Raw genomic sequence first — 24703 nt, forward strand, 5'->3', positions numbered from 1 at the left:
CCCCGATTCCACCCGTGGACGAGGAGGCCGGGAACCGGCATGCGCACCGCCCAGGAGCTGTACACGACGGGGATCCGCGACCACTTCGCGCCCGCCCTGCGCGGGCTCGGCTTCCAGGGCTGGCGGCACTCCTTCTCGCTGCCCGACCGCGAGCGCTGGGCGGTGCTCGGCGTGCACGCGGTGGTCGGCGACGGGCGGGTCCGGTACACCGTCAACCTGTCCGTCACCGACAAGGCCGCCTGGGACCGGCGCAGCATCCGTCCCGACGCCAACTCCCCCACCGGGCTGGAGCGTTGGCACTCGCACATCGGCGAGCTGCTGCCGGTCGGCGGCGAGGTCTGGTGGGAGGTGGCGCCCGGGCCGCGCTGGCTGATCGCCGTCGAGGACTCGGTGGCCGCCGTCCGCGGCTACGCGCTGCCCGAACTGCGTCGCCGGCTGGCCGCCGACGACCGCGAGCGGTACCTGGGCCAGGCCGAGCTCGACGGCGTCAACGGCGCCCTCGCCGCCGCCCACCTGGCCCGCATCCAGCGCGCCGAACTGACCGGCGGTGCGCTGGAGTTGCACGGCGCGTGGAGTCGGCACGACCCGGCCGCGCAGGCCGTCCTGGCGGGCGCCGCCCGCGGCTTCCTCTCCGTCCGGGACGCCCGCTTCCACACCGTCCGGGCGCTCGACACGCTCGGCCGGACGCTCTGGGAGTTCCGCCGCCCCGAGGACGGGAACCATCCCGGTGCGAGCTGAGTCCCTGTCAGTGGCGGTGCGCCGGAGCACCGGTGCGGCGCACGGGACGAACCGCGGGGGGCGGACATGACGGGGACGACGGTGGCAGCGCACGAGGAACGGCGGCTCGACTGGGACGGCTGCCTGAACGTCCGCGACCTCGGCCTGCTGCCCACCCGGGACGGGCGGCGCACCCGCGCCGGCGCGGTGGTCCGCGCCGACAACCTCGACCGGCTCACCGCCGAGGGCCAGCACGCACTGTTCGAGTACGGCGTGCGCACCGTCGTCGACCTGCGCGACGCCGCCGAGTACCGGCCGCTGCTGCCCGCCCCCGACGGCGTCGACCTGGTCCGCGTCCCGCTCGACGCGCTGGCCGGGCCCGGCTGGTGGGCCCGGTTCGGCGCCCTGGACGGCACCCCGCTCTCGTTCCGCCCCTACCTCGACCACTGCCGGCCGGCCGTCGCCGAGCTGGTCGCCGCCGTCGCCCGGGCCCGCCCCGGCGCCGTCGTGGTGCACTGCGGGGCCGGCCGCGACCGCACCGGCCTGGCCGCCCTGGTCCTGCTCGCCCTGGCCGGGGCCACGCCCGCCGCGATCGCCGAGGACTACCTGCTCTCCGCCGCCAACCTGCGGCCGATGTGGGCGCTCCTCGACCGCCCCGAGGAGGAGGCCGGCATCGCCCGCGTCCTCGCCGACGCCGACACCACCCCCGAGCGGGCGCTGCACGAGGTCCTCGCCGAGTTCGACGCCGAGCAGTGGCTGCCCGCCGGGGACGTCGCCGCCGTCCGGGCCCGGCTGCTGGGCTGAGCCCCGGACCGGCCGGGCAGCGGCTTAATCGCTCGCGGCGCGGCCGGGCGGCGCAGGATACTGCCCGGCATGACGGACTTCTCGCTGTTCGACACCCGCGGCTACCCCACCGTCGACGTCCGCACCGGCTACGCCGGGTGGGTCGACAGCTACGAGAGCACCGTGCCGGACGCGATGGACCTCGACGTGCTGGCGGCGCTCGCCGTCCCGCGCTGGGCCGACGCCGCCACCGCCGTCGACCTCGGCTGCGGCACCGGCCGCACCGGCGCCTGGCTGCGCGGGCGCGGCGTCGGCGCGGTGGACGGGGTCGACCTCACCCCCGAGATGCTCGCCCGCGCCCGCGAGCGCGGCGCGCACCGGCGGCTGGTCGAGGGCGACCTCGCCGCGACCGGCCTGGCCGCCGGCGGCTACGACCTGGCCGCCTGCTCCCTCGTCGACGAGCACCTCCCCGACCTCGGCCCGCTCTACCGCGAGGCCCACCGGCTGGTCCGTCCCGGCGGCCTGTTCGTGCTGGTCGGCCTGCACCCCGCCTTCATCATGGCCGCGGGCATGCCCACCCACTACGACGGCCCGGACGGCCCGATCGCCATCACCACCCACGTCCACCTGGTCAGCGACCACCTCACGGCCGGGCTGGCGGCGGGCTGGCGGCTCGCCGAGATGCGCGAGGAGGTGGTCGGCGACCGGTGGACGGCCCTCAAGCCCACGTGGGAGCGCCACCGCGGCCGGCCGGTCTCGGCGGCGTACGTCTGGCGGAGCGAGCAGCCCTAGCAGGAGCGCGGGCGGGGGCGCGGGCGGGGGCGTCCCGGCCTCGCGGCCCGTCACCAGCCGGAGTTCGGGGCGGTCACGACCCGGGTGCGGCCGTCCGCACGGGCGGCGAGGGCCGCTTCGAGGCGCAGGGCGCGGGCCGGGCCGACCAGGGCGAGCGCCTCGGGGACGGGGGCCCAGCGGTAGGCGTCGAGTTCGCCCGGCGGGAGGGTGATCGGGGTGTCGGCCGGGAAGACGCCCAGGTCGAAGAGGAAGTGGCAGGCGGGGTGGTCGAGTTCGCCGCTCGGGTTGGTCCAGGCGACGGTCAGCAGGTCGCCGGCCTCGCGGTGCAGCCCGGTCTCCTCGTGGAGTTCGCGGGTCGCGCACTGCCGCGGGTCCTCGCCGAGGTCGACGGTGCCGCCGACGAACTGCCAGCCGGGGCGGTAGCCCGGCTTGACGATCAGGACCCGGCCGTCGGGGTCGGTGATCAGGCAGCCCGCGGCGGCGTAGACGCGGTGCAGGGAGGCGAGCCACTCCTCGCGGGAGGCGAACTCGGGGGTGTCGGCCATGGCGCTCCTTCGGCGGGGGCGTGAATCTGCGGCCCCACTCTCCCACCCCCGCCGGGGTGTCCGCCGGGGCGTCTCAGTGCGCCGAGTGCCGTTCCGCGCCGCGGTGCCGGTGGCCCGGCAGGTCGGGGTGGGGGGCGGGCCCGTCGGCCGGGCCGACACCGGCGGGCACCCGGTGGCCGCCGTGGCCGAACGGCTCGTCGCCGTGGTGGGGGCCGGTGCGGGCGGCGAGGGCGCCACCGGCCTGCGGCGGCGGGGCGAGGGGCGCCGGATCGGCGGCCATGCCGCGCTGCTCCAGCAGTTCCCGGGCGCCCCGGCGGAGCATCGCCGTCCGATCGGTCGATCGCTCGGTCATCGTCGATCTCCCTTCATTCCCCCATCAGTCCGACATGCCCGTTATCGACGCGTGTACACCCGGGCGCACCGGTCCCCTTGGCGGAACGGCCGGATCGGGTCGGAGCGGTGTGGGACCATGCCGCGTGGCCACGGTGATACAAGCCGACGAATCCGAGGAGTCCCGGACGACCCCACCCCCGCCCCCGGCGCGGGCCGGGCGCGCGGACCGCGTCCGCCACCCCGCCGCGCTGATCCGGCTGGTCGCCGGGGTCTGCTGGATCCTGCTGGTGCTGCTGCTGGCCGGCTACGCCCGGTCCTCCGTCTTCGGCCTGGACAGCGACGTGGCCCGCGGCCTCGACCTGCTGCCCTGGCCGCCCGCCAAGCTCACCGCCGCGCTGTGCGGCGCCGCGCTGCTCACCGTCCCGCTCGGCTTCGCCGTCGACCGGGTGCTGCGCGCCGACGGCCGCCGGGTCGCCGACGCCGTGCTGGCCGCCGTCCTCGCCTACGGCCTCTCGCTCGGCCTGGACCTGCTGGTCGGCGACCTCGCCACCCTCACCCACCCGCTGCCCGTCGGCCCCGGCCGCACCGACCCGGTGTACGGGCACCTCGCGCCGGTGCTGGCCTTCATGACCGCCCTGGGCACCGCCGGGCGGCGGCGCTGGCGCACCGCGCTGGGCGTCACGCTCGGCCTGTCCGGGCTGTCCGGGCTGATCACCGGGTACGCCACCCCGCTGTCGCTGGCGCTGGCCCTGCTGCTGGGCTGGACCACCGCGCACGCCGCCCGGTACGCCGTCGGCGAGCCGGTCGCCTCGCCCACCGAGGGCCAGATCGCCACCGCCCTGGCCGGCTCCGGCGTCCGCCCGGACACCGTGCTCACCCTGGGGACCGGCCGCTACCTGGTCACCCAGCACGACGGCCGCCCCGACCTGGACGTCCACCTGCTCGACCGGTACGCGCAGGCCAGCGGGCTGCTCGGCCACCTGTGGCTGGCGCTGCGGCTGCGCACCGCGCCCCGCCCGCTCGGCCTGCGCCCGCTGCGCGCCGGGCTGGAGCACCAGACCCTGCTCGGCCACGCCGCGTCCGCCGCCGGGGCCCGCACCCGGCTGCCCGTCGCGGTGGTCGAACTCGGCCCGGACGCCGCCCTGGTGGCCTACCGGCGGATCGACGCCCGGCCGTTCGCCGAACTCTTCGCCGAGCCGACCGCGCCCGGCGACGACCCGTCCGACGGCGTCCGGTACGGCGGCCCCTCCGACGGCGTCCCGTCCGCCGACGACCCGTACGGCGACCTCCCCGACGGCCCCACCGACGCCGAACTACGCGACGCCTGGCAGCAGTTGGCGCTGCTCCAGCGGCGCCGGATCGCCCACCGTTCGCTCTCCCCGACCACCGTGCTGCTGGACGCCGAGGGCAGGGTCCACCTGGTCGGGCTGGCCCGCGGCGAGATCGCCGCGAGCGAACTGCTGCTGCGGCTGGACGTCGCCGGGCTGCTCGCCGTGCTGGCCGTGCACGCCGGGCCGGAACGGGCGGTGCGGGCCGCGATCGAGGTGCTCGGCCCCGGCCCGGTCGGCACCGCGCTGCCGCTGCTGCAACCGATCGCGCTGGCCCGCGACACCCGGGCCGCGCTGGCCCGGCACCGGAACCTGACCGCCGACCTGCGCGCCGAGGTGCAGCGCCGGATGCCGCAGGCCACCGCCGTGCCCGTCCGGCTGGAGCGGCTGCGCCCGCGCACCCTGCTCACCGTCGCCGCCTGCGTCGCGGTCGGGTACGCGCTGCTGCAGTTCCTGTTCGGCAGCGACGGCAACCCGATCGCCCTGGTCGCCCAGTCCGACCCGCTGTGGCTGGCCGGCGCGGCGCTCTGGGCGGCGGCCAGCTACCCCGTGGCGACCTTCGCGTTCAGCGGCTTCGTCCCCGAGCAGCTGTCGTTCCGCGCCACGCTGGCCGCCCAGACGGCCGGCTCGTTCGTGAAGGTGGTCGCGCCCGGCGGCGTCGGCGGCCTCGCCCTGAACACCCGCTACCTGCAGTGCGCGGGCATCCCCACCGCGCAGGCGATGTCCAGCATCGGCGTCAGCCAGCTGTTCGGCCTGGTGCTGCACATGCTCCAGCTCGCCGTGTTCAGCGCCCTGGTCGGCGTGGACGGCGCCCCGCCCGGGGCCGAGTCCGCCCCGTCGGCCGGCGGCTGGGTGCTCTGGCTGGCCGGGGCGGCCGGCGCGGTGGTCGCGGTGTCGGTCGCCGCGGTGCCCTCGCTGCGGCGGCGCGCCCAGACCCTGCTGCGGCCGCTGCGCGCCGAGGTGCTGCCGCGCCTGCTCGACCTGGCCCAGCAGCCCGGACGGCTGGCCACCGGGGTGGCCGGGCAGCTGCTGGTGTCGATGTGCTTCGTGCTGTGCCTGTACTGCTGCACCCGGGCGGTCGGCCAGGACCCGGCCTTCAACGCCGTCGCGGTGAGCTTCCTGGCCGGGAACGCGGCGGGCAACGTGATCCCGACGCCGGGCGGCGTGGGCGGGGTCGAGGCCCTGATGCCCACCATGCTGACGTTCACCGGGCACATCGACCACGCCGGTGCGATGGCCTCCGTCGTGCTGTTCCGGCTGCTCACCTTCATGCTGCCGGTGCTGCCGGGCTGGGCCGCCTTCGCCTGGCTCAAGCACCGCCGGGCGATCTGAGCCGAGCCCGGCGGCACGGGGGGCGAGGGGAGCGGCGGGCCGAGGGCAGCGGCGGCCGACGGGAGCGGCGGGCCGCTACTCCCGGTAGTCCTCGTCCTCCAGCGCGACCTCGCGGACCTGCTCCACCGCGTCGCCCTCGTCCGCGGGCTCCGCGCCCCGCTCGCGCCGCTGCCGCAACACCTCCAGGTCGTCCACCTCCGGCTCGGCCGCCGCCCGTTCCTGGTCGGCGGCCTCCAGCACGGTCGGGGACTGCTCGTCCTGCTCGTCCTCGGGATACTCCGGGTTCTCCGCATTGACACGCATACCGCCAGTATCCGGCCGAACCCCGGGGAACCCGAGCCTTTCCGGCGGCGGGTCCCGAATCCGCCGCCGGGGCCGCCGCCGGGCCGCCGACCGGCCGGGGGCCCGTGCGGGAACCCGTACGGGCGGGCTCAGGACCCGGCGCGGAGCGGCCTCAGGACTGGGCGGGGGCCCGGCGCTTGGCGGACGGGACGACCAGCGGGGTGCCGGTCTCCGGGTCGGGGATGACCCGGCAGGGCAGCCGGAAGACCTCCTCGACCAGCTCGGCGGTGACCACCTCCTGCGGCGGGCCGGCCGCCACCAGCCGGCCGTCGCGCAGGGCGACCAGGTGGGTGGCGTAGCGGGCGGCCTGGTTGAGGTCGTGCAGGACGGCGACCAGGGTGCGGCCCTGCTCCTGGTGCAGGCGGGCGCACAGGTCGAGGACCTCCATCTGGTGCGCGATGTCCAGGTAGGTGGTGGGCTCGTCGAGCAGCAGCAGCGGGGTCTGCTGGGCCAGCGCCATCGCGATCCAGACCCGCTGGCGCTGGCCGCCGGAGAGCTCGTCCACCGGCCGGTCGGCGAGTTCGGCGACGCCGGTGTCGGCCATCGCCTCGGCCACCACCCGCTCGTCCTCGGTCGACCACTGGCGCAGCACGCCCTGGTGCGGGTAGCGGCCGCGGGAGACCAGCTCGGCGACGGTGATGCCGTCCGGGGCGATGGACGACTGCGGCAGCAGGCCCAGGGTCCGGGCGACCTGCTTGGCGGGCAGCGTGGCGATCGACCGCCCGTCCAGCAGCACCTGCCCGGCGACCGGCTTGAGCGTGCGGGACAGCGCGCGCAGCAGGGTGGACTTGCCGCAGGCGTTCGGGCCGACCACCACGGTGAAGGAGTGGTCGGGGATGTCGACGGTCAGGCCCTCGGCGATGGTGCGCTTGTCGTAGGCGAGGGTCAGGTCGCGGCCGGCCAGGCGCGGCTCGGGCTGGGCCATCAAGGGCTCCGTTCGGGACGACGGGGACGACGGGGTGGACGGTACTCGGGCGGCCGGGACCGGCGGGGACGGGCGGTCGGTCACAGGCGTCCGGCCCGGCGCTGGGTGGCGAGCAGCCAGACCAGGTAGCCGCCGCCGAGCACGCCGGTGACCACGCCGACCGGCAGCTGGCGGTCGCCGAACAGGTGCTGCGCGGCGAAGTCGGCGGTGACCAGCAGCGCGGCGCCGGTGCACATCGAGGCGGCCAGGTTGGGGCCCGGCGAGCGGGTGATCCGGCGGGCCAGCTGAGGGGCGGTCAGGGCCAGGAAGTTGACCGGCCCGGCCGCCGCGGCGGCCAGCGAGGCGAGCAGCACGGCGGCGCCCAGCAGCGCGATCCGCAGCCGCTCGGGGCGCACGCCCAGCCCGCTCGCGGCGTCGTCGCCGAGCTCCAGGGCGCGCAGCGCGGGGCCGCAGACCAGCAGCACCAGCGGGACGAGCACGGCCAGCGCGACCGCCAGCGGCCGGGCCTGCTCCCAGCCCCGTCCGTCCAGGCTGCCGGTCAGCCAGAGCACCGCGCGGGCGGCGTCCATCAGCTGGGTGCGGGTCAGCAGGTAGCCGTTGACGCCGGTGAGGATCGCCGCCGTCCCGATGCCGACCAGCACCAGCCGGGCGCCCTGCACGCCGCCGCGCCAGGCCAGCGCGTAGATCAGCACGCCGGTGACCAGGCCGCCCGCCACCGCGCCGCCGGCCAGCGCGGCACTGGAGCCGCCCGCCACCACGACCAGCAGCGCGCCGGTGGCCGCGCCCTGGGTGAACCCGAGGATGTCCGGGCTGCCCAGCGGGTTGCGCACCAGCGTCTGGAACAGCGCCCCGGCCAGCGCCAGCGCCGCGCCGACCAGCAGCGCGGTGGCCACCCGGGGCAGCCGCAGCCGGTTGACGATGAAGTCCTCGGCGACGCTCCCGCCGCCGAACAGCGTCCGCACCACCTCGCCGGGCGCGATCGGGTAGTCCCCGCGCCCGAGCGCCAGCACCCCCACCACCAGCGCCACCAGCACGGCCCCCGCGCAGACCGCCAACGCCCGCGGCCGGTACCGCACCGACCACCCGCCGACCCGCAACGTCCTCACGCCCCGGCCTCCCCGCCCCGCGCACGCACAGCCGCCGCCCGGGTGCCGCCGACCGCCGGCCGCCGGGTCCGAATCCGAATCCGAGTGGGTGTCATGCGCGGGCCTTCCCCCGTCGTGCGAAGTACAGGAAGAACGGTCCGCCGAGGACGGCCGTGACGATGCCGACCTGGAGCTCGCCGGGGCGGCCCAGGACGCGGCCGAGGACGTCCGCGCCGAGCAGCAGGACGGGGGCCAGGACGGCGCAGTAGGGGAGCAGCCAGCGCAGGTCGGGGCCGGTGAGGGCGCGGACCAGGTGGGGGACCATCAGGCCGACGAAGACGATCGGGCCGCACGCGGCGGTGGCCGCCCCGCACAGCAGGGTGACGGCGACGATCGCGGCGGCCCGGATCGCGGCCGGCCTGGCCCCGAGGGCCCGGGCCGCGTCGTCGCCGAGCGCGAGCGCGTTGAGCGGGCGGGCCAGGCCGAGCGCGAGCAGCGCGCCGAGGGCGACGAACGGCAGGATGCCGAGCACGGTGGAGGTCTGGGCGCTGGCCAGCGAGCCGACCGTCCAGAAGCGCATCTTGTCGAGCGAGGCGGTGTCCAGCAGCATCACGGCGCTGACGTACGAGTACAGGGTGGCGTTGAGTGCGGCTCCGGCCAGCGCGAGCCGGGCGGGGGTGGCGCCGCGTCCGCCGCCGACCGCGTACACCAGGACGGAGACCAGGGCGGCCCCGGCCAGCGCCCACCAGACGTACCCGGTGAAGGAGGTGACGCCGAGCACGGCGGCGGCGGTGGCGACGGCGGCGGCGGCGCCGGCGTTGATGCCGAGCAGGCCGGGGTCGGCGAGCGGGTTGCGGGTGAGGGCCTGCATGACGCCGCCGGCCAGGCCGAGCGCGGTGCCGGTGAGCAGCCCGAGCAGGGTGCGGGGCAGGCGCATCCGGTGGACGACGGTGTACTCGGGGGCGTTCGGGTCGAGCAGGCCGTGCCAGACCCCGGCGGGGCTCAGCTGCCGGGCGCCGAGGCCGAGGCTGAGCACCAGGACGGCCAGCAGCACGAGCAGCCCGGCGGCCAGGCCGAGCGCGCGGGGCGAGCCGCGGCGGGCGGGGGTGGCGGCGCCGGGTATCGGGAGGGAGCCGGTGGTGCTCAAGGGTGCTCCGGATCGGTCGGGGACGGGCCGGCGGGCCCCCCGGGGGACCCTCCGTACCGGTACTTAGGTTAGGTTAACCTGCGTACGTCCGGCGGCTGCCGCCGGGTGCCCGCACCTCGGCGCCCCCACCGACGTGCCGCTCCGCCCTGCTCCGAACCGCCCGAACCGAGGTACCGCCATGTCGTCTTCCCCCCGCCTGACCCGCCGCGGCCTGCTCGCCGCGGGTGGAGCCACCGCCCTGGGCGCGGTGCTCGCCGCCTGCGGCTCCTCCGGCGACGGGAAGGCGTCCGGCGGGGCCGGGTCCGGCTCGACGGCGGCCGGCGGCCCGTGGACCTTCACCGACGACCGCCCGCAGGCCGTCACCGCGAAGACCGTCCCGAGCCGGGTGGTGGCCTTCACCGGCGCCGCCGCCGCGCTCGCCGACTTCGGCCTGGACAAGCAGCTGGTCGGCGTCTTCGGCGAGACCAGGACCGCCGACGGCAAGGCCGACCCGCAGGCCGGCAGCCTGGACGTGGACAAGGTCGAGATCATCGGCAACGCCTGGGGCGAGTTCTCGATCGAGAAGTACGCGGCGCTGCGCCCCGAGCTGCTGGTGACCCACATGTACGACCCGGGCGCGTACTGGTACGTGCCGGACGAGTCCAAGGACAAGATCCTGGCGCTCGCCCCGCAGGCGCTGATCTCCACCGGCCGGGTGACCATCACCCAGCCGATCGAGCACTACGCCAAGCTCGCCGAGTCGCTGGGCGCGGACCTCGGGGCGCAGCAGGTCGTGGACGCCAAGGCCCGGTTCGAGAAGGCGTCCGAGGAGCTGCGGCAGGCGGTCAAGGCGGCCGGCGGCGTCAAGGTGATGGCCTGCTCCGGCAGCGCCGACCTGTTCTACGTCTCCAACCCGAAGGTCTCCTGCGACCTGATCTACTTCGCCGAGCTGGGCGTGGAGTTCATCCAGCCGGAGAAGACCGACGGCGGTGACTACTACGAGGGCCTGAGCTGGGAGAACGCCGGCAAGTACCCGGCCGACCTGCTGCTGCTCGACCAGCGCTCCACCGCCCTCCAGCCCAAGGACCTGACCGCCAAGCCCTCCTGGGGCCAGCTGCCCGCCGTCCAGGCCGGGCAGATCACCCCGTGGGACGCGGTGCCGCGGTTCTCGTACGCCGGGTTCGCCCCGCTGATCGAGCGCCTGACCGCCGCGATCCAGAAGTCCCGCAAGCTGAGCTGAAGGACCATCGGATGACCGGCCAGGCCCAGGAGTACGACTTCTTCCCGGCGCACGTGGTGCGCACCCGGCGGCTCGGCCCGACCATGCTGCGGGTCACCTTCGGCGGCGGGGCGCTGCGCGGCTTCGCGAGCGGCGGACGCGACCAGTCCTTCTCGCTCTTCCTGCCGCGGCCCGGCCAGGACGAACCCCTCCTCCCGTACTGGGAGGGCGAGGGCTGGTTCCAGGCGTGGCGGGCGCTCCCGGCGGACGAGCGGGCCGTGATGCGCTCGTACACCGTCCGCGCGCAGCGGACCGAACCGCCCGAGGTGGACGTCGACTTCGCCCTGCACGGCACCGGGGACGGCGCGGGCGGGACGCCCTCCGGGCCGGCCGCCGGCTGGGCCGCGACGGCGGGGCCGGGCGCGCGGGTGGTGCTGCTCGGGCCGGCCGTCGCCGACAACCGCTCGGTGGCCTTCCGGCCGCCCGCGGGCACCGGCTTCGTGCTGCTGCTGGCCGACGAGACGGCGCTGCCCGCGGCCGGCGGCATCCTGGACCGGCTGCCGGCCGGCACCCGCGCCCTGGTCTGGATCGAGGTCCCGGACGCCGCCGACGTCCAGGACCTGCCCGCCCCGGACGGCGTGGAGATCAGCTGGCTGGTGCGCCCGCCCGGCGCGCCCTCCGGGCTGCTCGACGCCCTGCGCGCGGCCGACCTGCCCGACGGCGCCCCGTACGCCTGGATCGCCGGCGAGTCCGGCACCGTCAAGGAGCTGCGCCGCCACCTGGTGCGCGAACGCGGCGTCGACAAGCGCGCGGTGACCTTCTCCGGCTACTGGCGGCGCGGCGCCTCCGAGGACCGGCTGCGCGAGGAGGCGTACGCCGAGCCGTCCTGACCCGCTCCTCACCGCGGGCCGGTCCGGCCCGCCCCGACCCGCTGCTCCCCGAAGGCCCGCCCGGCACCCCCGGGCGGGCCTTCGGCGTTCCGCCACGGCGGCTTAATGCCCCCTCAGTGTTCTTGCAATCAAGTTGCAATAAGGTGGCACTCGCAACTGACCCTCCGTCGACCGAGAAGGGCTGCTCAGCCATGGGTGCCTACACGCTGCCTGACCTCCCGTACGACTACTCCGCCCTCGAGCGCGCGATGTCCGCCGAGATCCTGGAACTGCACCACTCCAAGCACCACCAGGCGTACGTCAACGGCGCCAACTCGACGCTGGAACAGCTCGCCGAGGCCCGCGACAAGGACCAGCTCGGCGGCCTGGTCGGCCTCCAGAAGACGCTGGCCTTCAACCTCTCCGGCCACGTCCTGCACTCGCTGTTCTGGCAGAACCTCTCCCCCGAGGGCGGCGACCGCCCCGAGGGCCCGCTGGCCGACGCCATCACCGAGCACTTCGGCTCCTTCGAGGCGTTCCGGAAGCAGCTCACCACCGCCACCGTCGGCGTCCAGGGCTCCGGCTGGGGCATCCTCTCCTGGGAGCCGCTCGGCCGGCGCCTGATCGTCGAGCAGGTCTACGACCACCACGGCAACGTCGGCCAGGGCACCACCCCGCTGCTCGCCTTCGACGCCTGGGAGCACGCCTACTACCTCCAGTACAAGAACGTCCGCCCCGACTACGTCACCCGCCTCTGGGACGTCGTCAACTGGCAGGACGTCAGCGCCCGCTACGCCGCCACCCAGGGCTGACCCCCGACGGCCGGGCGGACGGCTCCCCCCGCCGCCCGGCCACCCGCAGGCCCGGCCACCCTCAGGCCCGGCCCGGCCGCCGCGGGGCCCGCCCGGCCAGCGCGGCCGCGCCCAGGAAGGCCGCCGCCGCGACCAGCGCCGCGGCGTGCAGTCCGCGCACCGGGCCCAGCGTGCCCGTCAGGGTCCCGAACAGCGCCACGCCGAGCGAACCACCCGCCTGGCGGGCGACGTTGAACACGGCCGAGGCCGTCCCCGCCGCCCCCGCCGGAGCCGCCTCCAGCACCGCGACGGTCGCCGCCACCACGGTCAGCGGCGTCGCCAGACCGGTCGCCGCCAAGGCGAACAGCAGCACCGGGTACGGGGTGTGCGGCCCGACCGCCAGCCAGCCCAGGAACCCCGCCGACCCCAGCAGCAGCGCCCCGGCCATCGTCGGGTACGGCCCGCGCCGGGCCGCCAGCCGGCTGGACAGCGGCGCCGCGAGCAGCCCCATGCCCACCGACGGCAGCAGCGCCAGCCCCGTCGCCCACGAGCCGTAGTGGCGCTCCTGCTGGAAGTGCAGCGTCAGGACGTACAGCATCCCGTAGTACCCGAGGCTGAGCAGCAGGCCGACCGTGTCGACCGCCGCGAGCCGGCCGTCGCGCAGCAGCGCGGGCGGCAGCAGCGGCACCCGGCCGTCCGGGTCCCGCCGCGACCGCCGCTCCAGGCGCAGCTCCACCCGGGCGAACCCGGCCAGCGCCGCCACCCCCACCACGAACGCCGCCGCCACCCACGGCGAGCCCCAGCCCCGCGCGCCCGCCTCGTTCACGCCCCCGACCAGCGCCACCAGGCCCAGCACGCCCAGCAGTTGGCCCGCCGGATCGCCGCGCCGCGCCGACCGCCCCGCCGACCGTCCCTCCGTCGCCGCCGCCGCCGGACCGACGTACCGGTACGTCAGCAGCGCGGCCAGCGCCGCGACGGGCAGGTTCACCCAGAACACCCACCGCCAGCCCAGCCCGGCCACCAGCAGCCCGCCCACCGCCGGCCCCGCGCCGAACGCCACCGCCGAGACCAGCCCCCACACCCCGACCGCCCGGGCCCGCAGCGCACCGTCCGGGTACGCCGCGCGCAGCAGCGCGAACGAGGCCGGCACCAGCAGCGCCGCCCCCGCCCCCTGCGCGAACCTGGCCCCGACCAGCACCGCCCCCGACCCGGCCGCCGCGCAGAGCGCCGAAGCCGCCGCGAACAGCCCCAGCCCCGCCAGGTACAGCCGCCGGTGCCCGAACCGGTCGCCCAACCCACCGCCGAGCAGCAGCAGCCCGGCGAACACCGTGCTGTACCCGTCCACCACCCACTGGAGCCCCGCCGCCCCCACCCCCAGCGAGGCCCGGACGTCCGACACCGCCACGTTGACCACCGTGACGTCGAGCATCACCAGGAAGTGGCCCAGGCTCAGCGCGACCAGCGGTGGCAGGGCGAGCCGCGCCGGCGGCCGGACGGGCGTCCGCGTCATCCGTACGAAAGTCATGACGGCAGTCTCCGCGCGGAACACTTCGCCACCTGACGAACCGTGCCCGCCCCGGGCCGTCCTAGGCTGGAAGCGTGCCCGCTCCCTCTTCGTCCCCTGCGCCCCCTGCGCCCTCGTTGCCCTCCGCCGGCCAGCCCGACGTCGCCCGGGCCGCCGCCCTGTTCGCCGACCCGTCCCGGGCCCGGATGCTCAAGGCGCTCAGTGACGGGCGCGACCTGTCCGGCGCCGTCCTCGCCGCCGAGGCGGGCATCGGCGCGCCCACCGCCAGCGCCCACCTGGCCAGGCTCGTCGACGCCGGACTGGTCACCGTCCGCAGCCACGGCCGCAACCGCTTCTACCGGCTGGCCGGCCCCGAGGTCGGTCACGCCCTGGAAGCACTCGCCCTGATCGCGCCCCCGCTGCCGATCACCTCGCTGCGCGACAGCGGCACCACCAACGCGCTGCGCCGCGCCCGCACCTGCTACGACCACCTGGCCGGCCGGCTCGGCGTCGCCCTGATGGGCGCCCTGCTCGAACAGCGCCTGCTCACCGGCCACGACGGCACCCACCACCCGGCCACCGCCGTCCACGACCGCGCCTCCGGCTACGGCCACGACCACCACTACCGGCTCACCGCGTCCGGCCGGACCGCCCTGCACCGGCTCGGCATCGACCTGGACGCCCTGCCGCCCCGCCGCCCGCTGGTCCGCTACTGCGTCGACTGGAGCGAACAGCAGCACCACCTGGCCGGCGCCGCCGGAGCCGCCCTCACCGCCCGCCTGCTCACCCTGGGCTGGCTCCGCCACGGCGCCAGCCCCCGCGTCGTCCACCTCACCCCGTCCGGCACCACCGGCCTCGCCGACTGGATCGGCCTCCGGATCCCCGCCTGAGCCCTCCCCGCGCTTCCCTCCTTCCCCTCCGCCGTCCCCTCACGTGGCCCCTCCCCCGCCCTTCCCCCGTCCCCTCCGCCGCCCGCCATCCCCTAACGTGGCCCCATGAACGCGGAACCCGACGACGCGGTACGGGAGTTCGAGCGCCACCGGCAGCGGCTGTTCTCGCTGGCCTACCGGATGCTCGGGTCGGCCGCCGAGGCCGAGGACACCGTGCAGGACGCGTACCTGCGCTGGCACGGCGCCGAACCCGGGCAGGTCGCGGCGCCCGGGCCGTGGCTCAACAAGGTGGTCGCCAACCTCTGCCTGAACCGGCTCACCTCGGCCCGGTCCCGGCGCGAGGAGTACCCGGGCACCTGGCTGCCGGAGCCGGTGGCGAGCGGGGCGCTCGGGCCGATGGAGCGGGCCGAGCAGCGCGAAGCCGTCTCCTTCGCGGTGCTCACCATGATGGAGCGGCTCTCCCCGCCCGAACGCGCCGCCGTCGTGCTGCGCGACGCCTTCGCCTACAGCCACCGGGAGATCGCCGGCGTCCTGGACTGCACCGAGGCCGCCGCCCGCCAGCTCTACCACCGCGGCCGCAAGCACCTCGCCGACGAGGCCCCGGACCCCGGCCCCGTCGACGCCGAACAGAACGCCGCCCTGCTCGGCCGCTTCCTGCGCGCCGCCTCGGACGGCGCCCTGGACCAGCTCGAACAGCTTCTCGCCGCCCAGGTCGTGGTCTGGTCGGACGGCGGCGGCAAGGTCCGCGCCGCGCTCCGGCCGGTGCACGGCCGCACCAACGCGGCCCGCTTCCTGGCCGGCCTGTTCGAACGGTTCACCGACGGCGTCCGGTTCGAACTCGCCGAGGCCAACGGCAGCCCCGTCCTGCTCGGCTGGGAGGGCGGGGACCTCACCTCCGTCGGCGTGCTGGACGCCGGGCCCGACGGCGTGACCGGCATCCGGATCCTGCGCAACCCGGACAAGCTCGCCCACTACGCGCGGCGGCACCGCGCACTGTCACAGAACGGCTGACCGCCCGGTTCCTACCGGGGAGAGCCCCACTGCTGGCCCCGCCCCGGAAGGAACCCGGACCATGAACGACCGCACCGACCTCGCCGACCTCGCCACCCCCTCCGCCCTCCCCTCCACCCCCGACCGGCCGCTGCTGGTGACCGGCGCGACCGGCGTCCTCGGCCGCGAGGTGCTGCGCCACGCCCTCGCCACCGGCCGTCCCGTCCGCGCCCTCACCCGGCGCACCGCCCTGCCCGCCGACGCCGACACCCGCTGGCACACCGGCGACCTGACCGCCGGCACCGGCCTGGACGAGGCGTTCGCCGGCGTCGACGCGGTGATCCACTGCGCCAGCGACCCGCGGCACCCGAAGAACGACCTGCCCGCCTTCCGCCACCTGCTGGCGGCCGCCCGGCGGGCCGGCGTCCGGCACGTCGTCAACATCTCGATCGTCGGCGTCGACCGGGTTCCGATGGCCTACTACCGGATCAAGCTCCAGGGCGAGCAGCTCCTCGCCGGGTCCGGCCTCGGCTGGACCAACCTGCGCGCCACCCAGTTCCCGCAGCTCCTGGACGGCATGCTCCGCCCGCTCGCCAAGCTCCCCGTCCTCCCGATGCTCTCCCGCACCCCCGTCCAGCCCGTCCACCCCGCCGAGGTCGCCGCCCGCCTCGTCGAACTCGCCCTCGGCGACCCGGTCGGCTCGGCCGCCGACTTCGCCGGACCCGAGATCCACCCCGCCACCGACCTCGCCGCCGACTGGCTCCGCGCCCGCGGCAGCCGCCGCCGCGTCCTGCCCCTGCACCTCCCCGGTCGGGCCGGCCGCCTGCTGCGCGAGGGCGCCCTCACCTCCCCCGGGCACGCCTGCGGCACCCGCACCTGGGCCGAGTACCTGGCCGAACGCTAGCCCCCGCCCCGGCCAGCCCTCACCCCTCCCCCCTCCTCCGTCACCGGAAAGCGGGGCGGGCGTCCGCGGCCCAGGCGGCGAAGCTCCGCGCGGGGCGGCCGAGCACCCGCTCGACGTCCGGGCTGACCCGCTGCTCCTCGGCGAGCGGCGAGCCGAGGACGTCGAGGGTGCCGTCGAGCACCTCCTCGGGCATGAAGCGGGCCAGGTGCGCGCGGGCCTGCTGCCGGGTGAGCTCGACGAACGCGACCTCCTCGCCGAGGACTTCGCCGAGCGCCGCCACCTGCTGCCGGGGCGTGACCGCCTCGGGTCCGGTGAGGACGTACACCCGCCCCTGGTGCCCGTCCTCCCGCAGGGCGGCCGCCGCGACCGCCGCCAGGTCCGCGGGGTCGACGACCGGCAGCGCGACGTCCGCGAACGGGGCGTGCACCGTGCGCCGGGCGCGGACGCCGTCGGCCCAGGCGTACGCGTTGGAGGCGAACCCCCCGGCCCGCAGGATCGTGTACGCCAACCCGCTCTCCCGGACCGCGAGTTCGAACTCGCGGAGCCGGGCGTGCGAGACCGCCGCCGGCCGGGTCCCGGTGACCTGCGAGGAGAGCAGCACCACCCGCCGCACCCCCGCCGCCCGCACCAGCTCCAACAGCTCGGCGGCCGGCGCACCGGGGCCGTTGAGCTCGCCGGCCAGCAGCAGGAACAGTGCGTCCGCCCCCTCCAACGCGGGGGCCAGGCTCCCGAAGTCGGCCAGGTCGGCGGCCCGGTGGACGACCCCGGCCGGGAACCCGCCGTCCGGCACCCGCCGGGAGACCGCGGTGACCCGCTCCCCCGCCGCGGCGAGCAGGCCGACCAGCGGACGGCCGACGTTCCCGGTGGCCCCAGTGACAACGATCATGAACGTGCTCCTCGGTCCGTCAGGGCCCAAGTCCCTTGCCTGAGCGGCCTTTTCGGCCACGACCCGAAGCTAGCACCGGAAAGATACTAGGTACCTAGAGGAAACCGACCCCCCGCACCCACCCCCGCCCTACAGTGGGTACCCGCAGCAGAGCGACCGACGAGAGGGCGCACACGGTGGCCACCCGGAACGAACCCACGACGGACCGACCCGCCACCGACCACGGCAGCGCCCAGCCCTGCCCGATCACCCCGGTGCTCGACATCGTCTTCAGCCGCTGGACCACGCCGATCCTCTGGACACTCCACCACTTCGGCCGCCAACGCTTCGTCCAACTGAACCGGAACATCGGCCCCATCACCGCGAAGGTCCTCACCCAACGCCTACGCCAACTGGAACGCGACGGCCTGGTCACCCGCACCTACCACCCGGAAGTCCCGCCCCGAGTCGAATACGAGATCAGCGAACTCGGCCGCAGCCTGGCCCCCCTCTTCGCCGCCCTCACCGACTGGTCCCACCACCACCTCCCCGAAGTCGAACGCGCCCGCACCGCCTTCGACACGACCGCCCCCTGACACCCCGGCCCGCAACGGGAAAAGCCCGGACCGCAGCGAACTGCGATCCGGGCTTCGTGGAGCCGCCTATGGGATTCGAACCCATGACCTACGCATTACGAGGACACTTGATCATCCGCCAACGAGTCCCAGTCGGCGGCTCCGCGTCCCAGTTTTGCCTGGTCAGAGTACGTTTCTGCGTGACGGTCCGTCCCATACGGGTCGGCTGGTCCCAATCGGTTATGGATACTCCCGGGCAAGTTGCGGGCAAGTTGCGCGCTACGGGATTCCTGGACTCCAGCTGTCACAGCAGGATCACTCCAGTCACGCTGCGTAGCCGATGGTGCCGCGAAGCAGCTCCCTCCAGACTCGGCCGATGGGCACGCGGGCATCGTCCCGGCGCCGGAAGGCGTTTACCTCAGCGTCAGGAAGATCAACGGGCTGGGCCAGCGAGTCCCGTTCTCCCTCCCGCACGGCCGCAGCCCTGCCGGTGGACTCGCGTGTGCCACAGCACGAGGACGTGATCCCCATGAGGGGTTCGATCTCCAGGACCTGCTACTGCCGCGACGCGCAGACCGGCGACCGGTACCGCGCCGGATCGCCCTGTCCACTGCTGAGCAGCCCGAAGCACGGCAAGTGGTCCGTGCGTCAAGAGGTCTCCCCGAGCGGCGACGGCAGGCGCCGGCAGTTCCGGCGGTCCGGGTTCGACTCGTTGAAGGACGCGCGAAGGGATCTGGACCGGGTTCGCTCGCTGCTCGCTCTCGCCGACGAGGAGGAACCCGAGGATCGCCGCCTCATCAGCGACATGATCATGCTCAGCGTCAAGGAGCGGTCTCCCCTCCCCAGCGTCGAGACCACGGCTCGTCTGCTGAAGGCCGGCCATTGCCTGACCAGCCGGGTAACGGTCGGCGAGTGGCTGGATGCCTGGCTCAAGGCCAAGAAGAAGCTGCGGGCCACCGGCGCTATGCGCTACGAGGTCGACATCCGCTGCCACCTCCGACCGCGCATAGGCCACATCCGCCTCGGCAAGCTGCGCGTAGAGCACCTCGACGAGATGTTCGAGGGCATCGCCGCAACCAACCAGGAGATCGTCGAGCAGAACACCCAACGACGGCAGGCCGTGGCAGACCTTGAGTCGATCCACGGCCGGGCCGCTCTGCGAACCGCCCGCGAGGCCATCGCCGCGATGCCGCCGTTCCGGCGAGTCACCGGCCTGAGCTCGCAGCACCACATCAAGGCGACCTTGCGCGCGTCGCTCAACACCGCCATCGCCCGGCAGCTGATCACCTTCAACCCCGCAGCCCACGTGGAGCTGGAAACCGCGCCGAAGCCCAAGGCCCTGGTGTGGACCGCCGCCCGGGTCGCCGAGTGGCAGCGGACCGGAATCAGACCGTCGCCGGTCATGGTCTGGACGCCCGACCAGGCGGGCACCTTCCTCGACCACGTCGCCGACCACCGCCTGTACGCCCTGTGGCACCTGCTCGCCTTCCGCGGCCCTCGCCGCGGCGAGGCCCTGGGCGCCCGATGGGTCGACTTCGACCGGGACGGCCGCACCCTGGCAGTGGAGACCCAGCTCGTCCAACTCGGCTGGGACGTCTACGAAGGCGCACCGAAGACGACAAGCGGCGTGCGGCTCGTCGCGCTCGACCACGACACCACCGACGCCCTCCTCCGCCACGAGAAGGCCCAGCAAGAGGAGCGGCTCCGCTTCGGGCCAGGCTGGGTCGACACCGGACGGATCTTCGTGGCGGAGGACGGGACCTGGCTGCACCCCGGCAAGGTCACCGACATGTTCACCCGCCTGGTCGAAGAAGCCGGGCTTCCCCCGGTCCGGCTCCACGACCTCCGCCACCTCGCGGCAACCCTCGCGCTGCTGGCACGCATCGACCCCAAGGTCGTCTCGGAGATGCTCGGCTACAGCGACACCGCCATCACGCGCGACATCTACCAGACCGTGCTGGAGGACATCGCGCGCGAGGCGGCCGAGGCCGTCGTGAAGCTGGTTCCCCGCAAGATGGCGCACCCCGGCGCAGGCATCGCCGCTTGATCATCCCGTCGCCTCGGGACGACGTCGTCTCGGCACCATGCCAACGGCGGGCCAGAGACCCGGGCGCTGGCACCGATCGCACGCGCGGAGTAGCAGCGCCGGCAGCTGGGGCAGGTATGGCGTACTCGCTCTCGCCCCCGCGATCCCGGAGCGGCTGGGCGCGCGCACGGCGGACGCCCAGATCGGTGTCGGCAGCGCCGCCGCGCCCGGCGTCAAGGTGATCGACTACAGCCAGCCGAACATCGCCAAGGAGATGCACGCTGGCCACCAGCGCTTGACGATCATCTCGATTCCGTCAAGGGGTGGCCGGCTCTATGTCGAGTCCGCCATAGTAGGACGGTGACCGATGCGCCCCCCGCTCTTGCCGCTGACCCGGAATCGCCCGCTGCTGTGCTGCGCCGTGCACGCGCTACTGTGGGCTGGACTCAGTCAAAACTGGCTGAGGAGTCCGGGGTCCCGCAGAGCTCAATCTGCAAGTACGAGTGTGGGCAGCGAATTCCGCGCGCGGACACAATGCTTCGCCTGCTGCATATCATGGGCGCGGACGAATCAGGCACGGTTGACGGCCCCGAACAACACGCTGCAGAGTTGCGCGAGCGAGTCTTCGCGCACTTGCAGAGTCAGGGGTTCCATGTAAGGGACGGAGCCGTCCTGGCTCCAGCGCAGAGCGATAAGGACCACTTGCGGCGCCTGCATGGTCAAGCCGTCACGGTCAGCCGCGAGCAGGCAAGAAAGGCACTAGCTGGACGGGAGAGCCGTCTAGTGGCTCGTCTCGCGGCGGGACGAGAAATCGATCCGCAGAAGATCTGCCCCGCCCTGGTGCATATCGAGGACTACCGTAGCCAGGACAGCGCCATGTGGCGGTGGTGTGCACTGCACTGGTCTATTCCCGTGTCGAGCGGATACGGGCGCCGGCTCCGTTTCCTCGTCGTCGACGAAGGGCACGACGATCGGGTCATGGGGTTGATCGGGCTCGCGGACCCAGTCTTCGCTCTCAAGGCCCGGGACTCTGTCATCGGCTGGTCGGCCCAGCAGCGCCATGAGCGACTCGCATGCGTGATGGACGCCTTCGTGCTGGGAGCCGTGCCGCCATACAGCCATCTACTGGCGGGGAAGCTTGCAGCGTTGCTGGCTACGAGCCGGGAAGTGCGAGACGTGTTCGCCAAGCGGTACGGGCATAAGACAACCCGCATCGCCGGACGTGACCCGGATGCCCAACTGGCGCTCGTCACTACAGCATCCGCCCTGGGCCGTTCTTCGCTATACAACCGGCTGCGCACACCCAGCGGCTCGCTCGCATTCCGTCCTGTCGGCTACACAGCAGGCAGCGGCGATTTCCACTTCTCTGGGGCGATCTACGAAGACCTCGTCGCATTCGCCGCTGCCAACGCTCCAGACGGCATAACGCACCGGCACGCCAAATGGGGCGGTAGCACATCGTTCCGAAATAGGCGAGAAGTCCTCAGCCGTGCTTTCGTGGAGCTTGGGCTGAACCCCAAGAAGATGCGACTGCACGGAGTGCAGCGGCAGATCTTCCTCGCTCCGCTTGCCACCAATTTCGACTCTTGGCTACGCCAGGAAGACCAACAGCTTCAGTGGGCCACGCGCTCGACGGCAGAGCTGGGGCAGTGGTGGAAGGACCGGTGGGCGCTTACCCGCGCGCAGTCCACGACACACTGGCGTTCCTTTGACCCTGACTCTTGGCGCCTGTACACGTGACGCGGGGTCACTGACGCTGTTGGGGCAGCGTCGGTACTGGCAAGGTGGCGAACAAATGCTGGTTAGCGTTCAGGAAGTCGGCGACGTCGGTGTGTACCTCCAAGAAGATTGGAGCAGACGTAAACGACAGCGGGCTAACCGGACCGATCAACATGAACGGGTAGGTCTTCCGAGTCACCGCACGCGGGTCGGAGAACGACTTGTACAGCTCGAGAGCTGGTCCACGTCCTACCTCGTCGGTGAGGCGGTTCAGGTCACTGCCCGTCGTCAGCCCATACCCAAATGCCTTGACCCGCAACTGGGTGTAGATCCCCGGGGAGAGGGCGGAGACTTCCTGGGTGATGAACATCCAGCCGAGCCCGTACTTTCGCGTGGTGCGTACGTACTCGGTGAGGCTGGCAGCTAGCTGGGCAGTCTGCTCGCCGGCGGGCTGCGACGAGGCGAATCGGTGTGCCTCATCAAATACCACACAGCAGTTGATGGGGCGTTCGGTCGCATGCCATCGCTCCTCCGCCACCCGTCGCAGATTGCTCGCGATGTCCTTGATGAGTCGGGCCTTCGTCTCCGGGTCATCCAGCCATGTCAATCCCGACCGCGCCGAGAGGTCGATGATCACGTACGGGGCGGCATGTCCGCCACTGCGCCCGTCCACGACCTTATGGATCAGCCGTAGAAGGTTAGTCCGGGAACGACCAGCAAGGTTGTTGGGCGCGAAGAGGTTATGGACAGGCCGGAAGATTCTGGCGATTTGCTCGAACTCTGACGCGCTGGTGAGGATCCGGTCGAGGGTGCCGACGATGCGGTCACGCGGGCCTTTGGAGTTATAGATGCGGGTGAGGGCGGGCACATCACCCTGTAGTGCGGTCAGCAGCGCCCGCAGCACCTCGTCGGGCTGGCGATCGTCCCAGCCAGCCTCGTTGTGGAGCAGCCGAACGAACTCATCCAGCGCGGTTTCCCGGTTCGCGGATTGCTTGATGGTGAGCTGGTGGAAGAACCGTGCCCCATCAAGGAGTTCGACAAACGTTGTGGCCCATGCGGGCAGCCGCACGTCCTCGGCGATTGACAGGCCCAAGACCTCCCTGCCCAGGCTCCGGGCCCAGGACTTTAGGTCGAACGGGAAGCCGTTCTGGGAGGAGAACTGGCCCTGGGGATCGAACGCCAGAACGCCGAGGGACAGGTGGCGCATCTGCGCAGCGAGCCAGTACACCGCAAGCGCGGTCTTCCCGGAACCGTTGCGCCCGAACACCCCAACGTGGAATGCCCCGTCGGTCTGCTCTCCCGAGAAGTCCCTTACGTACATGGGGAGTTTCACATGAGAGCGGTAGATGTGCCCGAGGTTGACCACCTCGGACTCGTGACGAGAAATGAGTGCTCCTACGGTCTCGTCGTCGACACGACGGACGGGCATGCCAGTGCTGGGGCTCATACCCAGTGCGCCGCTGGACTCGTGAGGCGGCGTTTGGAACGGGGGGTGCGGGCTGTCGGTCTCGTAAACGGCCTGGATCACAACTTTCGCGGTGCGGGTGTCGCCGACCGTGGACAGATGGGGGAGCCGGCCGTGCATTTTCACGACGCCGCGCATATTCAGATCTTCGTGCCACCGGTTGCGGGTCTCGATCTCGGCGACGGTGCCCACCGCTAGCAGATGGCGTTGAGGCTCCAGTTGGTGGGTGAGAGCAACTAGATCACCCAAAAGCATGGTCGCGGTGGCATCTTCGAGGATGTCAACGGTGACCTCACTGGTCGTGCTGGGGGAGCCAACGGTGCCAATGATCTGCCCCGCGAGGGTCTGCGCGACCTGGCCTGATGCGAGTGGCGGAATCGATGGGTCGGGGACGGGCGTCACTTGCCCTCCGTACGGTAGGAGTGGACGACAGACTGGGCCAACTGCGGAGACTGGCGGGCCAAGTACAGCTGGGCGGCGTTCTGAAGTGCCTTGACACCCAGCCCAACGGACTTGGCCATCACGTCCGCGAGATACTGCGGGTAAGGCTCCCGCCCGAACGGCGCCGTCAGCTGGAACGCGATGCTGGCAAGGAGATCACTCACACGACCCGCGTCTTCTGCGCAACCGGGCTTGACCTCGACCCGGTACGCGGTGGACGCGTCCGTGGGGCGGAAGTACGTAACGTAAAGCTGGCGAGACCGGAGCGGCTGAAGAGCCTCCTGGAGCTGGCTCGCCAAAGCCGTCTCCTCGTCAGTGGCGTCGTCGTGCTGCTTAATATGAAGCTGGCGCCACGGGTCAGCCGGGACACGCTCTGGCACGGTGAATTCTCCTCCCTCCAGAATGAGGGAGGTCAAATATCTGTCGTCGCCGGGTACAGGCTTGCCGACTTCACCTTCCAAGACCTCGCAGAGGGTACGGGACGAATTATACTTCGGCATCGCCACGATCTTGGGGTCGCTGGCGAAGGCTGCAAATGCGTCGAGCAGGGAGTGCCTGTTGGCGAGTTCGAGGACCCGGGAGCGAACATCTGAACTGCGCGAGGCGAGCGCAGAGTTGAGCTGGATGATGGGCGTGAGATGACTTCCATCGAAGATCCGCAACTCGTGCGGGGCGTCGGCGATCACGTCTAGTTCCTGGATCACCATTCCAGCCCTGGCTAGGCGCTCGTTATGCCCGTCGTGCACGAGGACGTGCTGAGCGAAGGAGTGTTGATTGTCGTCCCATTGCCAACTTCGCCCCTCGGGTGCAAACCCCTCAACGCCCACAGCGACCGACAATGCGATGTCAACGGCGATGGTGCGTTCGACAGCGAATCCGCCGTCCACTGCTGCCAACGTTAGAGGTCTCCCACCGTGCCACCAGTCGATACAGCCCAGGTCGAGGGCTGCCTCGCGGAGCTGGTCGCGCATCTCCAGCGCGGGGCCAAGGAGGTTGTCAACCGTCTCCGCCACATCGGGTGCCACCGACAGCAATTCGGCCAGCAGATCCTCCGGAAGCCGCGCGTAGTCGTCCTCCGACGCCCCTCCCCCGTACATGGTCATGATCGTTCTCCCTCTCGATCAGATGGTGACGGAC

24 protein-coding genes are annotated in these 24703 nt (G+C 73.3%); 14 read left to right on the forward strand and 10 right to left on the reverse strand.

Annotation, left to right across the window (positions count from 1 at the left end; translation table 11 throughout):
- Positions 1 to 39 precede the first annotated feature (39 nt).
- The 3 genes from ACIQVD_RS25125 (at position 40) to ACIQVD_RS25135 (ending at position 2292) form a co-directional block, all read left to right on the forward strand.
- The gene (locus tag ACIQVD_RS25125; protein WP_400683931.1) at positions 40 to 738 is read left to right on the forward strand and encodes a hypothetical protein; all 699 of its coding nucleotides are present in this window, start codon (positions 40 to 42) and stop codon (positions 736 to 738) included.
- An 81-nt stretch (positions 739 to 819) separates the two neighbouring features.
- A complete protein-coding gene (locus ACIQVD_RS25130; RefSeq protein WP_402291760.1) occupies positions 820 to 1521 on the forward strand; it encodes a tyrosine-protein phosphatase in 702 nt (233 codons plus the stop codon).
- Positions 1522 to 1590: 69 nt separating this feature from the next.
- Positions 1591 to 2292 (forward strand): class I SAM-dependent DNA methyltransferase, encoded by a 702-nt coding sequence (locus ACIQVD_RS25135; protein WP_402291761.1) that lies wholly within the window; start codon positions 1591 to 1593, stop codon positions 2290 to 2292.
- Between the two features lie 50 nt (positions 2293 to 2342).
- On the opposite strand, the gene ACIQVD_RS25140 is transcribed toward ACIQVD_RS25135, so the two are convergent.
- Positions 2343 to 2837, reverse strand: coding sequence for an NUDIX hydrolase (locus ACIQVD_RS25140; protein ID WP_111553811.1), 495 nt, complete (start codon positions 2835 to 2837; stop codon positions 2343 to 2345).
- A gap of 73 nt (positions 2838 to 2910) precedes the next feature.
- Complete coding sequence (locus ACIQVD_RS25145) at positions 2911 to 3189, reverse strand: hypothetical protein (protein WP_400683924.1); 279 nt, start codon at positions 3187 to 3189, stop codon at positions 2911 to 2913.
- Positions 3190 to 3313: 124 nt separating this feature from the next.
- Here ACIQVD_RS25145 and ACIQVD_RS25150 point away from each other — a divergent pair, with 124 nt between their 5' ends.
- Positions 3314 to 5830: a YbhN family protein gene (locus tag ACIQVD_RS25150; RefSeq protein WP_402291762.1), complete on the forward strand. Its 2517-nt coding sequence runs from the start codon at positions 3314 to 3316 to the stop codon at positions 5828 to 5830.
- A gap of 75 nt (positions 5831 to 5905) precedes the next feature.
- Here the strand turns inward: ACIQVD_RS25150 and ACIQVD_RS25155 are convergent, their stop codons facing one another.
- From ACIQVD_RS25155 to ACIQVD_RS25170, 4 genes are all read right to left on the reverse strand, one after another.
- Positions 5906 to 6133 carry a hypothetical protein gene (locus ACIQVD_RS25155; protein ID WP_400683919.1) on the reverse strand — a complete coding sequence of 76 codons (228 nt, stop codon included), beginning with the start codon at positions 6131 to 6133 and terminating at the stop codon, positions 5906 to 5908.
- A 151-nt stretch (positions 6134 to 6284) separates the two neighbouring features.
- A complete protein-coding gene (locus ACIQVD_RS25160) occupies positions 6285 to 7097 on the reverse strand; it encodes an ABC transporter ATP-binding protein (protein WP_100837570.1) in 813 nt (270 codons plus the stop codon).
- A gap of 80 nt (positions 7098 to 7177) precedes the next feature.
- Positions 7178 to 8203 (reverse strand): FecCD family ABC transporter permease, encoded by a 1026-nt coding sequence (locus ACIQVD_RS25165; protein ID WP_400683916.1) that lies wholly within the window; start codon positions 8201 to 8203, stop codon positions 7178 to 7180.
- A gap of 91 nt (positions 8204 to 8294) precedes the next feature.
- Positions 8295 to 9329 (reverse strand): FecCD family ABC transporter permease, encoded by a 1035-nt coding sequence (locus ACIQVD_RS25170; protein WP_400683914.1) that lies wholly within the window; start codon positions 9327 to 9329, stop codon positions 8295 to 8297.
- 178 nt (positions 9330 to 9507) lie between these two features.
- Here ACIQVD_RS25170 and ACIQVD_RS25175 point away from each other — a divergent pair, with 178 nt between their 5' ends.
- The 3 genes from ACIQVD_RS25175 (at position 9508) to ACIQVD_RS25185 (ending at position 12208) form a co-directional block, all read left to right on the forward strand.
- Positions 9508 to 10548 (forward strand): ABC transporter substrate-binding protein, encoded by a 1041-nt coding sequence (locus ACIQVD_RS25175; protein ID WP_402291763.1) that lies wholly within the window; start codon positions 9508 to 9510, stop codon positions 10546 to 10548.
- An 11-nt stretch (positions 10549 to 10559) separates the two neighbouring features.
- Positions 10560 to 11417 (forward strand): siderophore-interacting protein, encoded by an 858-nt coding sequence (locus ACIQVD_RS25180; RefSeq protein WP_402291764.1) that lies wholly within the window; start codon positions 10560 to 10562, stop codon positions 11415 to 11417.
- Positions 11418 to 11608: 191 nt separating this feature from the next.
- Positions 11609 to 12208: a superoxide dismutase gene (locus tag ACIQVD_RS25185; RefSeq protein WP_400683907.1), complete on the forward strand. Its 600-nt coding sequence runs from the start codon at positions 11609 to 11611 to the stop codon at positions 12206 to 12208.
- Positions 12209 to 12269: 61 nt separating this feature from the next.
- Here ACIQVD_RS25185 and ACIQVD_RS25190 read toward each other — a convergent pair whose 3' ends face one another.
- The gene (locus tag ACIQVD_RS25190) at positions 12270 to 13712 is read right to left on the reverse strand and encodes an MFS transporter (RefSeq protein ID WP_402291765.1); all 1443 of its coding nucleotides are present in this window, start codon (positions 13710 to 13712) and stop codon (positions 12270 to 12272) included.
- A 74-nt stretch (positions 13713 to 13786) separates the two neighbouring features.
- Here ACIQVD_RS25190 and ACIQVD_RS25195 point away from each other — a divergent pair, with 74 nt between their 5' ends.
- The 3 genes from ACIQVD_RS25195 (at position 13787) to ACIQVD_RS25205 (ending at position 16475) form a co-directional block, all read left to right on the forward strand.
- On the forward strand, positions 13787 to 14581 hold the full coding sequence (locus ACIQVD_RS25195; protein ID WP_402291766.1) for an ArsR/SmtB family transcription factor: 795 nt from the start codon (positions 13787 to 13789) through the stop codon (positions 14579 to 14581).
- A 105-nt stretch (positions 14582 to 14686) separates the two neighbouring features.
- Entirely contained in the window at positions 14687 to 15592 is a 906-nt protein-coding gene (sigJ, locus tag ACIQVD_RS25200) for an RNA polymerase sigma factor SigJ (protein WP_402291767.1), read from the forward strand.
- Between the two features lie 61 nt (positions 15593 to 15653).
- Positions 15654 to 16475, forward strand: a complete 822-nt coding sequence (locus ACIQVD_RS25205) for an SDR family oxidoreductase (protein ID WP_402291768.1) — start codon at positions 15654 to 15656, stop codon at positions 16473 to 16475.
- Positions 16476 to 16515: 40 nt separating this feature from the next.
- Here ACIQVD_RS25205 and ACIQVD_RS25210 read toward each other — a convergent pair whose 3' ends face one another.
- Positions 16516 to 17361 carry an NAD(P)H-binding protein gene (locus ACIQVD_RS25210; RefSeq protein ID WP_402291769.1) on the reverse strand — a complete coding sequence of 282 codons (846 nt, stop codon included), beginning with the start codon at positions 17359 to 17361 and terminating at the stop codon, positions 16516 to 16518.
- Positions 17362 to 17606: 245 nt separating this feature from the next.
- Between ACIQVD_RS25210 and ACIQVD_RS25215 the strand changes: the two genes are divergently transcribed.
- From ACIQVD_RS25215 to ACIQVD_RS25230, 4 genes are all read left to right on the forward strand, one after another.
- Positions 17607 to 17936 carry a winged helix-turn-helix transcriptional regulator gene (locus ACIQVD_RS25215; protein ID WP_402291811.1) on the forward strand — a complete coding sequence of 110 codons (330 nt, stop codon included), beginning with the start codon at positions 17607 to 17609 and terminating at the stop codon, positions 17934 to 17936.
- A gap of 508 nt (positions 17937 to 18444) precedes the next feature.
- On the forward strand, positions 18445 to 19962 hold the full coding sequence (locus ACIQVD_RS25220) for a tyrosine-type recombinase/integrase (protein WP_402291770.1): 1518 nt from the start codon (positions 18445 to 18447) through the stop codon (positions 19960 to 19962).
- Positions 19963 to 19999: 37 nt separating this feature from the next.
- Positions 20000 to 20305 carry an arginine--tRNA ligase gene (gene argS / locus ACIQVD_RS25225; protein ID WP_402291771.1) on the forward strand — a complete coding sequence of 102 codons (306 nt, stop codon included), beginning with the start codon at positions 20000 to 20002 and terminating at the stop codon, positions 20303 to 20305.
- Positions 20302 to 21681, forward strand: coding sequence for a Druantia anti-phage system protein DruA (locus tag ACIQVD_RS25230; protein ID WP_402291772.1), 1380 nt, complete (start codon positions 20302 to 20304; stop codon positions 21679 to 21681). Before argS ends, ACIQVD_RS25230 begins: the two co-directional genes overlap by 4 nt.
- A 7-nt stretch (positions 21682 to 21688) precedes the next feature.
- Here ACIQVD_RS25230 and ACIQVD_RS25235 read toward each other — a convergent pair whose 3' ends face one another.
- Entirely contained in the window at positions 21689 to 23527 is a 1839-nt protein-coding gene (locus tag ACIQVD_RS25235; RefSeq protein WP_402291773.1) for an ATP-binding protein, read from the reverse strand.
- Positions 23524 to 24669, reverse strand: a complete 1146-nt coding sequence (locus ACIQVD_RS25240; protein ID WP_402291774.1) for a DNA double-strand break repair nuclease NurA — start codon at positions 24667 to 24669, stop codon at positions 23524 to 23526. The genes ACIQVD_RS25235 and ACIQVD_RS25240 overlap by 4 nt, the downstream gene beginning before the upstream one ends.
- Positions 24670 to 24703: the final 34 nt, after the last annotated feature.

This window comes from Kitasatospora sp. NPDC090308 (assembly GCF_044769485.1).
GTDB classification, from domain to species: domain Bacteria; phylum Actinomycetota; class Actinomycetes; order Streptomycetales; family Streptomycetaceae; genus Kitasatospora; species Kitasatospora fiedleri.

Bases quoted from the DNA above. Each gene is read 5' to 3' on its own strand.
- ACIQVD_RS25125 (WP_400683931.1), top strand. From the start codon at position 40: ATGCGCACCGCCCAGGAGCTGTACACGACGGGGATCCGCGACCACTTC.
- ACIQVD_RS25135 (WP_402291761.1), top strand. From the start codon at position 1,591: ATGACGGACTTCTCGCTGTTCGACACCCGCGGCTACCCCACCGTCGAC.
- ACIQVD_RS25140 (WP_111553811.1), bottom strand. From the start codon at position 2,837: ATGGCCGACACCCCCGAGTTCGCCTCCCGCGAGGAGTGGCTCGCCTCC.
- ACIQVD_RS25145 (WP_400683924.1), bottom strand. From the start codon at position 3,189: ATGACCGAGCGATCGACCGATCGGACGGCGATGCTCCGCCGGGGCGCC.
- ACIQVD_RS25155 (WP_400683919.1), bottom strand. From the start codon at position 6,133: ATGCGTGTCAATGCGGAGAACCCGGAGTATCCCGAGGACGAGCAGGAC.
- ACIQVD_RS25160 (WP_100837570.1), bottom strand. From the start codon at position 7,097: ATGGCCCAGCCCGAGCCGCGCCTGGCCGGCCGCGACCTGACCCTCGCC.
- ACIQVD_RS25175 (WP_402291763.1), top strand. From the start codon at position 9,508: ATGTCGTCTTCCCCCCGCCTGACCCGCCGCGGCCTGCTCGCCGCGGGT.
- ACIQVD_RS25180 (WP_402291764.1), top strand. From the start codon at position 10,560: ATGACCGGCCAGGCCCAGGAGTACGACTTCTTCCCGGCGCACGTGGTG.
- ACIQVD_RS25185 (WP_400683907.1), top strand. From the start codon at position 11,609: ATGGGTGCCTACACGCTGCCTGACCTCCCGTACGACTACTCCGCCCTC.
- ACIQVD_RS25190 (WP_402291765.1), bottom strand. From the start codon at position 13,712: ATGACTTTCGTACGGATGACGCGGACGCCCGTCCGGCCGCCGGCGCGG.
- sigJ (WP_402291767.1), top strand. From the start codon at position 14,687: ATGAACGCGGAACCCGACGACGCGGTACGGGAGTTCGAGCGCCACCGG.
- ACIQVD_RS25205 (WP_402291768.1), top strand. From the start codon at position 15,654: ATGAACGACCGCACCGACCTCGCCGACCTCGCCACCCCCTCCGCCCTC.
- ACIQVD_RS25210 (WP_402291769.1), bottom strand. From the start codon at position 17,361: ATGATCGTTGTCACTGGGGCCACCGGGAACGTCGGCCGTCCGCTGGTC.
- ACIQVD_RS25220 (WP_402291770.1), top strand. From the start codon at position 18,445: ATGAGGGGTTCGATCTCCAGGACCTGCTACTGCCGCGACGCGCAGACC.
- argS (WP_402291771.1), top strand. From the start codon at position 20,000: ATGCCAACGGCGGGCCAGAGACCCGGGCGCTGGCACCGATCGCACGCG.
- ACIQVD_RS25240 (WP_402291774.1), bottom strand. From the start codon at position 24,669: ATGACCATGTACGGGGGAGGGGCGTCGGAGGACGACTACGCGCGGCTT.